The sequence below is a fragment of the Buchnera aphidicola (Nurudea yanoniella) genome (assembly GCA_039829995.1).
GTDB classification, from domain to species: Bacteria; Pseudomonadota; Gammaproteobacteria; order Enterobacterales; family Enterobacteriaceae; genus Buchnera_B; species Buchnera_B aphidicola_AV.
This window is the reverse complement of the sequence record CP140036.1, coordinates 289,275-302,310: the sequence shown is the minus strand read 5'-3', so window position 1 is coordinate 302,310 and position 13,036 is coordinate 289,275. Positions and strand designations below refer to the sequence as shown.

Annotated in this window: 11 protein-coding genes; 6 read left to right on the top strand and 5 right to left on the bottom strand. The window is 23.0% G+C overall.

The genetic code is table 11. The annotated features are described in order from the left end of the window. Positions 1-13: 13 nt before the first annotated feature. The 3 genes from hisS to rlmN all read right to left on the bottom strand — a co-directional run bounded on the left by hisS (position 14) and on the right by rlmN (position 3,741). Positions 14-1,297 carry a histidine--tRNA ligase gene (gene hisS / locus U0T64_01350; GenBank protein XBC41503.1) on the bottom strand — a complete coding sequence of 428 codons (1,284 nt, stop codon included), beginning with the start codon at positions 1,295-1,297 and terminating at the stop codon, positions 14-16. Positions 1,298-1,402: 105 nt separating this feature from the next. Then, positions 1,403-2,497, bottom strand: a complete 1,095-nt coding sequence (ispG, locus tag U0T64_01345) for a flavodoxin-dependent (E)-4-hydroxy-3-methylbut-2-enyl-diphosphate synthase (protein ID XBC41502.1) — start codon at positions 2,495-2,497, stop codon at positions 1,403-1,405. A 134-nt stretch (positions 2,498-2,631) separates the two neighbouring features. Then, positions 2,632-3,741: a 23S rRNA (adenine(2503)-C(2))-methyltransferase RlmN gene (rlmN, locus tag U0T64_01340; GenBank protein XBC41501.1), complete on the bottom strand. Its 1,110-nt coding sequence runs from the start codon at positions 3,739-3,741 to the stop codon at positions 2,632-2,634. A 179-nt stretch (positions 3,742-3,920) separates the two neighbouring features. Here rlmN and U0T64_01335 point away from each other — a divergent pair, with 179 nt between their 5' ends. Beyond that, positions 3,921-4,712: an inositol monophosphatase family protein gene (locus tag U0T64_01335; GenBank protein XBC41500.1), complete on the top strand. Its 792-nt coding sequence runs from the start codon at positions 3,921-3,923 to the stop codon at positions 4,710-4,712. Positions 4,713-5,168: 456 nt separating this feature from the next. Here U0T64_01335 and sohB read toward each other — a convergent pair whose 3' ends face one another. Both sohB and U0T64_01325 read right to left on the bottom strand, forming a co-directional pair. Continuing rightward, positions 5,169-6,224, bottom strand: a complete 1,056-nt coding sequence (gene sohB, locus U0T64_01330) for a protease SohB (protein XBC41499.1) — start codon at positions 6,222-6,224, stop codon at positions 5,169-5,171. Positions 6,225-6,630: 406 nt separating this feature from the next. Further along, positions 6,631-7,512 carry a DMT family transporter gene (locus U0T64_01325; GenBank protein XBC41498.1) on the bottom strand — a complete coding sequence of 294 codons (882 nt, stop codon included), beginning with the start codon at positions 7,510-7,512 and terminating at the stop codon, positions 6,631-6,633. A 274-nt stretch (positions 7,513-7,786) separates the two neighbouring features. Between U0T64_01325 and trpD the strand changes: the two genes are divergently transcribed. The 5 genes from trpD to U0T64_01300 all read left to right on the top strand — a co-directional run bounded on the left by trpD (position 7,787) and on the right by U0T64_01300 (position 13,032). After that, complete coding sequence (gene trpD, locus U0T64_01320; protein ID XBC41516.1) at positions 7,787-8,782, top strand: anthranilate phosphoribosyltransferase; 996 nt, start codon at positions 7,787-7,789, stop codon at positions 8,780-8,782. 11 nt (positions 8,783-8,793) lie between these two features. Next, the gene (trpCF, locus tag U0T64_01315) at positions 8,794-10,185 is read left to right on the top strand and encodes a bifunctional indole-3-glycerol-phosphate synthase TrpC/phosphoribosylanthranilate isomerase TrpF (protein XBC41515.1); all 1,392 of its coding nucleotides are present in this window, start codon (positions 8,794-8,796) and stop codon (positions 10,183-10,185) included. A gap of 22 nt (positions 10,186-10,207) precedes the next feature. Then, entirely contained in the window at positions 10,208-11,413 is a 1,206-nt protein-coding gene (trpB, locus tag U0T64_01310) for a tryptophan synthase subunit beta (GenBank protein ID XBC41497.1), read from the top strand. Then, positions 11,400-12,212 (top strand): tryptophan synthase subunit alpha, encoded by an 813-nt coding sequence (gene trpA / locus U0T64_01305; protein XBC41514.1) that lies wholly within the window; start codon positions 11,400-11,402, stop codon positions 12,210-12,212. The genes trpB and trpA overlap by 14 nt, the downstream gene beginning before the upstream one ends. Positions 12,213-12,276: 64 nt before the next feature. Beyond that, positions 12,277-13,032, top strand: a complete 756-nt coding sequence (locus U0T64_01300) for a YciC family protein (GenBank protein ID XBC41496.1) — start codon at positions 12,277-12,279, stop codon at positions 13,030-13,032. Positions 13,033-13,036: the final 4 nt, after the last annotated feature.

Genomic DNA, 13,036 nt, shown 5'->3' with positions numbered 1-13,036 from the left:
TTTTCGTTAATTTTTAATAATTTTTTTTAAAGAACAATTTGAGTTCTTGAATTATATTTATTATTAAAAACGTTTTTTGCGTATTAAATTTTAAATCTTTCATTAATATTGTTTTATTACTTATTTCTATAGTACCTAATAATAAGACTATTCGAGCACCTAATTTATTTGCTTTTTTAAATTGTTTTTTAATATTTCCATTTAAAAAATTAATTTGAATTCTTTTTTTTGGAAATTCTGTCCTAATGTTCTCTGATAACTTTATTGCATTTAATTCAATGTTTCTATGTGAAAAAATGACAAAAATATCAATAGAATATTGAGAATATTGTATTGTTTTTAAAGATTCTAATAATAGCACTAATCTTTCCATCCCTATTGCACATCCGATAGCAGGAACAAAGGAAACTCCTAAAGATTGCGATAAATAATCGTATCTTCCTCCTGCACAAATAGTATTTTTTGATAATAATGTATTGGCTGTCCATTCTAAGACTGTATTATTATAATAATCTAAGCCTCTTACCAATTTATAATTTATTAAATAAGGAATATTTATTGATGTAAGAAATGTGCATAATTTTTCAAAATGTTTTAAAGAACTATCACTGATATAATCAATAAGAACAGGAGCATTATTTATAATCTCTTGCATATCATGATTTTTGCTATCTAAAATTCTAAACGGATTTGTATACAAACGACGTTTACAGTCATTGTCTAAAAAAAATTCATATTTTTTGAAATATGAATACAATGATTTTTTATAATTAATGCGATCATTTATTGAACCAATAGTATTTAACTCTAAACTAATATATTGAGAAATATTTAAAGTTTTCCAAATTCTTTGTATTAATAAAATAATTTCAAAATCAATACTAGGTTCTAAAAGACCAAAAGATTCTATTCCTAATTGGTGAAATTGTCGATACCGTCCAAATTGAGGTTTTTCATAACGAAACATTGGCCCTAAATACCATAATTTTTGTTCTGTGTGTCTTAATAATCCATTTTCGATACATATACGCATACATCCTATAGTACCTTCTGGGCGTAATGTAATGTTATTATTTTTTTTATCTTGAAAAGAATACATTTCTTTTTCAACTATATCGGTAATATTTCCAATTCCACATGTAAATAATTCTGTTTTTTCTATAATAGGAAAACGAATTTCTCTATAATTGTAATTATTTAATATCTTTTTTAAACTATTTTCTATATATTGCCAAATTAAAATTTTTTCAGGAGTATAGCCGTGCATACCTTTAACCGATTGAATTATTCGATTCACCTATTTACCTTTTTAAAAAATTAAAGTATTTCAAGATTAATTCATTAATGTATATACACACATATATATAATATTTTAAAATTTAAATATATTTCTATATATAAATTATACTAAAAGTAGTAATTTTTTTGATTTATCTCGAATTGTTTTTTCTAATTCATCAATAATTTTACCATTTTCAATTCGTTTTAACTGACGAATTCCATTTTCATATAATACACTACTTTTTCTATATCCAGTTAATCCTATAGTAGATGTAAGAGCTTCTCCCAATCCATTAACAATACATCCAATAATCGATACATTCATTGGTACTTTAATATCTTCTAATCGTTTTTCAAGTATTTTTACTGTATTAATAACATCAAATTCTTGGCGAGAACAAGTTGGACAAGCAATAAAATTAATACCTTTAAAACGAATATGTAAAGATCTAAGAATATCAAATCCTACTTTTACTTCTTCTACTGGATTTTCCGCTAATGAAACTCTAATTGTATCGCCAATACCATCCAATAAAAGCAATCCAATTCCAATAGATGATTTTACTGTACCATTTCTAAATCCCCCAGATTCAGTAATTCCTATGTGTAGTGGTTGATTAATTTTTTTTGCTAATAGTCTATAAGCTTGAACAGCGATATATATATCAGAAGATTTTATGCTTACTTTAAATTGATCGAAATTAAAACTATCTAAATAGTTTATATGCCTCATAGCTGATTCCAACAATGCTTCGGCAGTTGGAAATGTATATTTTTTTAATATATCTCTTTCAAGAGATCCCGAATTAATTCCAATTCTAATTGGTATTTTATTATATTTTGCACAATTTATGACTTGTCTAATTTTATTTTTATTTCCGATATTTCCGGGATTAATTCTTAAGCCATCTGCTCCATTGTCTAATACTTTTATTGCTATTTTATAATTGAAATGTATATCTGCAATAAGTGGAATATCTACTTGATCTTTAATTTTTTTAAAAGCTTCTGCAGCTTCCATAGTAGGAACAGAAACTCGGATAATATCTGCCCCAACTTTTTTTAATTGTAAAATTTGTTTTATTGTAGAATCAATATTAGTTGTTTCAGTATTTGTCATCGTTTGAACAGAAACGAATGAATTGTCTCCAATAGGGATATTTCCAACATAAATTTTATTTGATTTTCGTCTTTTAATAAGTGTATTAAGTTTCATTAAGTCTGTCTCTTTTTATAAAAAATTATTTAAAAATTTTTATATAAATTTTTAAAAATATGATTTTAAAACGAACATAAAATTTTCATTTTAAGAATAGTTTGTATAGATCATTCTCTCTAAAATTTTATTTTTCAATTCACTTTATTAATAATTTTTATAAGATTAGTGTTCCCTGTTAATTGACCACAAGCTGCATTAATATCATTTCCTCTAGGTTTTCTAATAGTAGTAATAAATCCTTTTCTAATTAAAATATCAGAAAAATTTTTTATAATAGTACTGTTACTAGGTTCAAAACAACTATTAGGAAAAACATTCCAAGGAATTAAATTAATTTTACTAGGAATAAATCTCAATAATCTAGCTAGTTCTTTTGCATGACATAATTTATCATTTATATTATTTAACATAACATACTCTATAGTCACTCGCCCTTTATTAGATCGTGATTTTAAGAGATACGATTTTACTGAATCTAGTAAAGTTTTAATATTGTATTTTTTATTTATCGGCATTAATTTATTGCGAATTATATCATTTGACGCGTGTAAAGAAACAGCTAATGATATATCGATCATATTTTTGAGTTTCTTTAAAGCAGGGACTATTCCTGATGTTGATACTGTTACACGGTTTTTTGAAAAATTAAATCCTATATTATTAGTAATAATATTTAATGATCTCACAACATTATTTAAATTTAGTAAAGGTTCTCCCATCCCCATCATAACTATGTTAGTAATTTTTTTTAAATTTTTTAATTTATTTCTATATATTAGTTTACCTATATACCAAATTTGTCCTATTATTTCTGAAGTTGTAAGATTTCTATTAAATTTTTGTCTTCCAGTAGAACAAAATTTGCAAGATAAAGAACAACCTGATTGCGAAGAAATACATAAAGTTATACGATGGGTGTGAGGTATGTAAACAGTTTCTACAAATTTATCATCAATAGCAACACACCATTTTATTGTTCCATCACTTGAAATAATTTGATTTGAAAAATTCGGAGGAGAAATACAACACATTTTTGATAATTTTTTTTTTAAATTATTGCTGATATTAGACATTTTTTCAAAATCATTGCAATAATATTTATAAATCCATTGCATTACTTGAACTGCACAAAATTCTTTTTCTCCTATAGACGAAAAAAAACTACACATTTTTTTTAGATCAAAATTTAATAAATTAATTTTAAAATTAGTACTTTTATATATATCTAAATATTGTTTCATTTTGTGGATCCTAAATAGTATTGTATCTTTCAAATTATATTTTTAAAACAATTAAATTTACAAAATGATAATATAAAATTATTTATTTTAAAATATAATTAATACACAAAAACAGAATATAGACAGACAAAATTATTATTTCATTATATAATTAATTTTTTATTTAAAATAAGAAAATCATGCATCCTATTCTCAATATTGCAATTCGTGCTGCCAGAAAAGGCGGACATATACTAGTTCAAAATTACGATAATCAGAAAATAAATAATGAAACACAAGAAGAAAAAAGGGATGTAATTATAAAAATCATAGAAATTTCAGAAAGATTGATGATTGAGATTATTCATAAATCTTATCCTGAACATACAATCATTACAAAAACAAGAAAATATGTAAAAGATACAAAAGGACCGAAAACAATATGGTTAATAAATGCATTAGATGGAATTAATAATTTTAAAAGAAATTTACCACATTTTTGTATTTCCATTGCTATTACAATAAGGAACATTACTGAAATATCGGTTGTATACGATCCTCTTAGAAATGAATTATTTACTGCTGTTAAAGGCCAAGGCGCGCAATTGAATGGATATAGAATGAGATGTAACAATATTAATGTCTTAGAAAATAGTTTAATTGGAATAATATTTTCCCACAAAAAACATAATATTGATAAAAATTTTTTAGAAATTTTTAATATGTTTTCACTAAAAAATATTAAATTGCGTTCTACAGGATGTTTAAATTTAGATTATAGTTACGTAGCAATTGGACGATTAGACTTTTTATTTAATTTTAACATAAATCCTTTTATAATAGCAGCAGGATCTTTGCAAGTAAAAGAAGCTGGAGGATTAATTAGCGATTTATATGAAGAAAATAATGATTTTAAATTAGGATCGGCTACTTTGATAGGAAATGCCAAGCTAATGAGAATAATTCTTACAAAAATGCGAAAAAATCATTAGATAACAATAATTTTATGGAATAAAATTATTTTTTGAAATTTACAAACATTAGAGATTGTATATTTTGTACGTTAATCTTTTATATAACAAGCTTATACATGTTTAAAAAAATAATACTTTTTCTGTATTAATAGTATACTCAAAAGTATAATATAAAATTTTAATTAAAATAAAATATTACTATAGCTATCTATTAATATTTCGAAAAAAATTTTTAAAAGTATAAAGAAATAACTTTAAATAATAAATTATTTAAACATAATTTTACATTATACTGAATAAACTACATTTATAGTAAAATTAATAAATTTAAAAATAAACTATGAAATATAAAATTTTCTATAATATACTGTATATAATAAATTTTATATCATTATCAATATATGTTATTTCATAAAAATTTTAAATTTAAGAAAACTTAAGAATACCATTTTTACGAATGAATATACAATAAATTTATATTTTTAATATTTTAAATATTATATTTTTAATATTTTTTTGTATTTTCACAATTAAAGACTTTAAAATGGGCTTTTTAGTCATATATTTAAGATTTAATATAGTAAAATTTTCCATTTTAGAAATAATGAAATCATCGCTTGTATTAATTTTATCTATTAATCCTTTTTTTAATGCTATAGATCCAAACCAATATTTTCCATTAAATACTTCTTTAACATTTAATGAAGGTCGCATATTACAAACAAATTCTTTAAACAAATTATGAATATCACTTAATTCTAAACGAAATTTTTCACGAGCCTCAGCTGTATTTTTTCCAAATACGGTTAATGTTCTTTTATATTCTCCAGCTGTATGTGATTCTATATCAATATTATTTTTTTCTAGAAATTTATAAAAATTAGGTATTTGAGCAGCAACTCCAATTGACCCAATAATAGAAAATGGAGCACCTATAATTTTATTTGCAACACAAGCCATCATATAGCCTCCACTAGCTGCAATTTTATCAACAGAAATAGTTAAATATATACTTCTTTTCCGAAGTCTATTTAACTGTTCGGCCGCTAATCCATATCCGTGTACTACTCCACCGCCACTTTCTAAACGTAATAAAACTTCATCACCTTTTTTAAAGGCTAAAATAATTGCAGATATTTCTTGACGTAATGATTCTAATTCTACTGCCTGGATACCACCTTTAAAATCTAATACATATAACGTAGATTTTTTCTCATAAGAATTATTATTTTTAATAGTTTTAATAGTTTTAATAATTTTAATAAATTTAAAAAAATTTCTAAATTTGTTTTTTTTATTGTTTTTTTTATTTTTATCCCATATTTTTTTTTCGTTCTTTGAGAGTTTAGCAAAAAATATTTCATTTTTCATTGATTTATAGTAATTATTCAATGATATTACATTTAATTTATCTCTATTTTTATTTTTTTTTCGCATTGTGCTAATTAATAAAAATATGATGAGAAAAAAAAGTATAAAAATAGTCAATATTTTAAGAAGAAACAAAATATAATTTGAAATAAAATACATAAAGATATCCTATTAAATTTTTATTAAATTAATATTTTTAAAACAAATATATTTTAAAAATTTATAATTTTAATTATAAAAAACTAGTAATTTTGTTTTAATATGTAAATTTTTAAATTATATGTACTAGTTTGTTTAAATTATATAAATTATTTTCCTTTTAAGTTATTTACACTATACACTATAAATAGTTTGTAATTAGGATAAAAAAATAATTAAAATTTTTAAATATTTTTATTTCTATAAAATTAATTTAATAATATATTTCGAAAAATTGCATTTGATTGATTGATATGTATAAAATACACATATTTTTTATAAAATGTAAAGTTCCCATGATATATAATATTCTATTATTAAATAAATATCTACAACATTATTTAAAAGTTATTTACTAAAAATATTTTTATTTTTTATAATTAAGAGGAATTAGAGTTAAAAATATACTACTCATTAAAATTATTATCAATTTAAATTGATCTATTTTTATAATATTTCCATAAAAAAACTTTTCTAAAATTATAGTTATTAATGGAAAGATAAAAAAAACAATAGAAGCATGAAAAGAACTCAATTTTTTTTGTAAATAAAAATATGACAAAATACCAAAAACTCCTGAAAAGTAGCTTAAATATAAAACTGCTAAAATAGACATGATAGAAAAATTACTTAAAATAGGTTTTTCAATTATATTTGATGTTAATAGCAAAGCAATACCAGAAAAAAACGAAGGAAGAGCATTAAAAGTTAATATAGATATGTCAAAATATTTTTTTTTAGCATACAAATATATTGTTGAATGACAAATCATGGCTAATATTAATGCTATTATTCCGTCTATAGTGTTTTTATTACCTAATTGTATTTCTTTTAACAAAATTATTGACAAAATAAAAATAGATAATATTAATCCTATACGCTGTAAAAAATACATTTTTTTTTTAAAAAACAAAAATGAAAAAGATAATATCATTATTGGCATATTGGAAAATATAACAGATGCAATGATAGAACTAATATAATTACTTCCATATAACATTAGTGAAAAAGGAATAGAAAAATAAAATATACATATAATTATTTGAAAGTTATTTTTTCCTTTTGGAAAAAATAATGTAGTGTTAGTGTAATAACATAAATATATTAATAAAAATGATGCTAACAAAAATCTCATACCTGTTACAAATAAAGGAGGAATAGTATTTATAGCAATTTTCATAGCTATAAAAGTAGTGCTCCAAGTTAGTGAAACCATTATAAAAAGAGATATTATAATTGTCTTTTTCATTATTATTATTTCCTGATATATTTAATATAATCTTTACATGTTTAAGAAACAAATATCGTTTAAACGATAAAAAATGTTTAAAAGTTTATATTTCCATATATTAAAATAACTAATTAACGTATAAATATTTGTAACCAAATAAAAATTAGATTAATTTAACCAAAATCATAATTAATATATAATTAACAAAACATATATATAAAAAAGTTAATTGTTAACTATTTTTTATTTTAAAAAACTTAAAAAATATATATTTTTTATTATGAGACATAAAATGCAAATTTTACTAAATAAAATTTACAAAGGTAAAAAACTAACTGAAATAGAAGCATATAAAGTATTCAATTCTATAATCATGGGAAAAGTTAATAACATACAGTTATCTGCAATTTTAATAGCTTTAAAAATTAAGAATGAATCTGAAGATGAAATAATAGGAGCTACACGTGCTTTTTTGGAGCATATGAAACCATTTTCTAAACCAAATTATATATTTTCTGATATCGTAGGAACTGGAGGAGATTTAAGTAATACTATAAATATATCTACTGCTAGCTCTTTTGTTGGTGCAACATGTGGATTGAAGGTTATAAAACATTGCAATACTCATATATCTAGTAAATCTGGTTCATATGACTTATTAAAAGAATTCGATATTAACATAAATATATCAGAACATAAATCGAAAGAAATGTTAGATAAACTAAATATTTGTTTTTTATTTGCTCCTCAATATCATATCAGTTTCAAAAATATTATGTTAGTACGTAAAATTTTAAAAATTAAAACATTATTTAATATACTTGGTCCTTTACTAAATCCATCCCGACCACCTTTATCTATTATAGGTGTATATGATTATAAACTTATGATCCCTATAGCAAATATACTGAAAAAATTAAATACTATTCATGCAATGATAGTATGTAGTAATTATACAGATGAAGTTACTTTGCATAGTTTTACAAATGTTGTTGAATTGTATAATTCTAAAATTATCTCATATACACTATGTCCAGATGATTTTGGAGTAAAATATCACAATAAAAATACTATTATCGGAGGAACACCAAAAGAAAATTACGAAATAATAAAAAATGTGTTCCAAGGAAAAGGCCCTATAGCAGTCGCAGAAACTATAGCTGTTAATGTAGCTATGTTGCTTAAATTATTTGGAAATAAAAATTTAAAAAAAAATACAAAATATGCGTTAGAAGTTATTCATAGTGGAAAAGTATATGAAACTATTTCTAATCTTTCTAAATTTTAGAGAGGGTTGTTATTTTGAAAAATATATTGAAACAAATAATATCAGACAAATTAGATTGGATAAAGTATAAAAAAAAAACCATGCCATTATCTTCTTTTCAACATAATATAACGCAGTCAAATCGAAATTTTTATGAAGCATTAAAAAAAAATCATCCTGCTTTTATATTTGAATTCAAAAAAAAATCACCTTCTTTAGGAGAACTTAATAACTTCCATCCAGAATTTGTAGCTAACATATATAAAAAATATGCTTCTGCTATATCAGTCTTGACAGATGAAAAATATTTTAATGGAAAATTTGAATTTATACCTATTATTAAAAACATAGCTATACATCAACCTATTTTATGCAAAGATTTTTTTATCGATCCGTATCAAATTTATCTAGCAAGATATTATCAAGCTGATGCTATATTATTAATATTGTCTATCTTAACTGATTTTCAATATAATTTTCTTAGAAATCTAGCAATTTCTTTAAAAATGAATGTATTGACTGAGATTAAAAATCAAGAAGAATTGAACCGAGCTATTGATTTAAATGCATATATTATTGGAATTAATAATCGAAATTTAAGTGATTTTTCTATTTCAATTACAAATACATGTAAATTAGCATCTAAAATTCCAAAAAATATAATTTCTATTAGCGAATCTGGAATAACGAATTATCATCAAATAAGAAAATTACAATCTATAGTACATGGATTTCTAATTGGATCATCTTTAATGAAAAGTTCAAATTTGGAAAATACTATTCGAAAAATAATAATAGGACGTAATAAAATTTGTGGACTAACCAACTTAAAAGACCTCAAGATATCAAAAAAATATGGAGCAATATATGCAGGTTTCATTTTTTGTAAATCATCTCCAAGATATATCGATCCTGATGTAGCTACAAATATAAGTCATTTCGTACATATAAAATATATAGGAGTGTTTTGTGATGAAAACATAGAAGTGATTATAAATATAATAAAAAAAATTCAATTTTATGCCATTCAATTACATGGAAATGAAAATCAAAAATATATTAATAGTTTAAAGAAAAAAATATCCCCAAGTATAAAAATTTGGAAAGCAATTCCTTGGACAAAAATTCATGTTGATAAAAAATTTTCTTTTAAAAACATAAATAAATATGTTTGTGATAATGTAAAAAGTATTCAAACAACACCATTTAATTGGTCTTTACTAAAAAATAAAAATTTAAAAGATATTTTTTTAGCTGGAGGACTGAATATTTATAATTGTATTTTAGCATCACAAATAGGTTGTTTTGGACTTGATTTTAATTCTGGATTAGAAATTTCCCCTGGAATAAAAGATAAAAGTAAAATAAAATTATTATTTCGTTCTTTAAGACAACATACAATAATTCCTCAAACTAAATTTTAAAAATTAGGAACTCATTATTAAAATGACTTTATTAAGTTCATATTTTGGTGATTTTGGTGGAATGTACGTTCCACAAATTTTAATGCCTGCTTTATATGAGTTAGAAAAAGAATTTGTTATTTGTTTAAAAAGTCATAAATTTAAGAAAGAGTTATATAATCTTTTAAAAAATTATGCAGGAAGACCTACACCATTAACATTATGTAGAAATTTAACAAAAGGAACGAATACACGTATTTATCTTAAACGTGAAGATTTATTACATGGTGGAGCACATAAAACAAATCAAGTATTAGGACAAGCTTTATTAGCAAAAAATATGAAAAAAAAAGAAATTATTGCAGAAACAGGAGCTGGTCAACATGGAGTTGCCACTGCCCTATCTTGCGCTTTATTAAATTTAAAATGCCGTATTTATATGGGAATAAAAGATATAAAGCGACAGAAACAAAATGTTTTTCGCATGAAATTAATGGGTGCACAAGTAATTCCAGTACACTCAGGGACGGGAACTTTAAAAGATGCATGTAACGAAGCTTTACGTGATTGGTCTGAAAATTATACTTGTGCTCATTATATGTTAGGTACTGCTGCTGGTCCTCATCCATATCCTACTATTGTTAAAGAATTTCAAAGTATTATTGGAAAAGAAGCAAAAGAACAAATTCTTGACCGGGAAAAATGTTTACCTAATGCTATTATTGCATGTATTGGAGGTGGATCAAACGCTATTGGGATATTTTCTTCTTTTATTGAAAATAACTCAGTTGCTCTTATTGGAGTAGAACCTGGAGGTAAGGGAATTAATACTGAAAAACATGGAGCTCCTTTAACATGCGGAAATACAGGAATTTTTTTTGGAATGAAAACAAAAATCATGCAAACAAAAGAAGGGCAGATTAAAAAATCATGGTCTATTTCTGCAGGATTAGATTTTCCAGCAGTAGGACCAGAACATGCATGGTTAAATAGTATTAAACGCGCTACATATGTGTCAGTTACTGATGAAGAAGCAGTACATGCATTTCAACGTTTGAGTCAATCAGAAGGAATAATTCCGGCGTTAGAATCTTCTCATGCATTAGCTTATGCCATTACATTGATGAACAATAACCCTAATAAACATCAAATATTTATTGTAAATATTTCAGGAAGAGGTGACAAAGATATGGATACTGTTAAAAAATTTTTAAAAAATAGAGTAAACATATATGATAGATCGTTATAAAAGTTTATTTAAACAGTTAATCCCCTTTAAAAAAGGGTGTTTCATTCCGTTTGTAGTATTAGGTGATCCATCCGAAAACATGTCGCTAAAAATTATTGATATTTTAATAGAACATGGAGCTGATGGACTAGAATTAGGAATTCCTTTTTCCGATCCTTTAGCAGATGGGAAAATTGTACAAAAGGCTAATTTGAGAGCTTTCCACTCTGGAATTACAGTTCATAAATGTTTTGAAATATTAAAAATAATTCGAAAAAAAAACGAAATTATTCCTATCGGATTATTATTATATGCAAATTTAATATTTAAATTTGGTATTAATAAATTCTATTTAGAATGTTTTAAAATTGGTATAGATTCAGTATTAATAGCAGATCTTCCTATTGAAGAATCATTAGATTTTAGAAAATGTGCTTATAATAATAATATATCAACAGTATTTATATGTCCTCCTGATGCTAAAAAAAATATAATTGAAAAAATTTCTTATTATAGTTCAGGATATATTTATTTATTATCTAGGCCAGGAGTAACTGGAATAAATAAAAGAATCTCATTACCTTCTAAAAAATTAATAAATCAATTTAAGAAATTAACTATTACACCTTTAATACAAGGATTTGGAATTTCTAATCCAATACAAATACAAAGAATCGTACAATCTGGAATATCTGGAGTAATATGTGGATCTGTTATTATTAAATTAATTGAAAATTATTTCAATAATGAAAAAAAACTTTTAAAAGAAATAAAAAAATTATCTCAATCTTTTAAAAAAGCTACAATAATAACTCAATAGTTTTTCTTATAATTTTTTATTCTTTAATAGATACTATATAAAATTCTTACATTAAGAGGAATTTATGCATATCACAGAAAATTTACTATACCGTGATACAATTAATTTTTTAAAGATAAAATGGTTAGCAGTTTTTATTATTTCTTTGCTTTCTTCTAGTATAACTATAATTTTAGAACATATTTTTTTACCAAATGCGAATATTTTAACACTTTTATATGAATCAAAAATAAATCAAAATATTCCATTATTTGAATTTTTAAAAACATTAACTTTTGATCAACAAAGAAAATTATTATTTTTTCTAATACAAAAATTATGTTCATCACTTGCTGGAAGTGCTTTTTTAATCGGAACTTTAACTATTTTTATACAATCAATATCTTTAAAAAAAGAAAATTTTTTTCTGAAATTAAAAAACGTACATTTCTTTTTATATGTAAATTTATTTTTGTTAATGTTTATTATTACAGCAATTGTACAAATAGGACTAATATTTTTAGTAATTCCAGGAATCATATGTTTCATATTTCTTTCTTTATCTCCTATAATATTAATTATAAAAAATACAAATATAATAGAATCAATTTTTTCAAGCATTAAAATTGCTTTTAATAATTTCAAAATAATTTTTCCAGCTGTTATGTTATGGTTTTTTTCAAAATTAATTATTTTAATAACATTTTCAAATTTAAAAATAATACCTGAACTAATATTGCTATTTTTATTAAATACAATTTTAAACTTAATTTCTTCAATATTAGTTATATATTTATTTCGTTTATATATGCTACTTTCTTTGCCACAATATTTTAAATAAACGT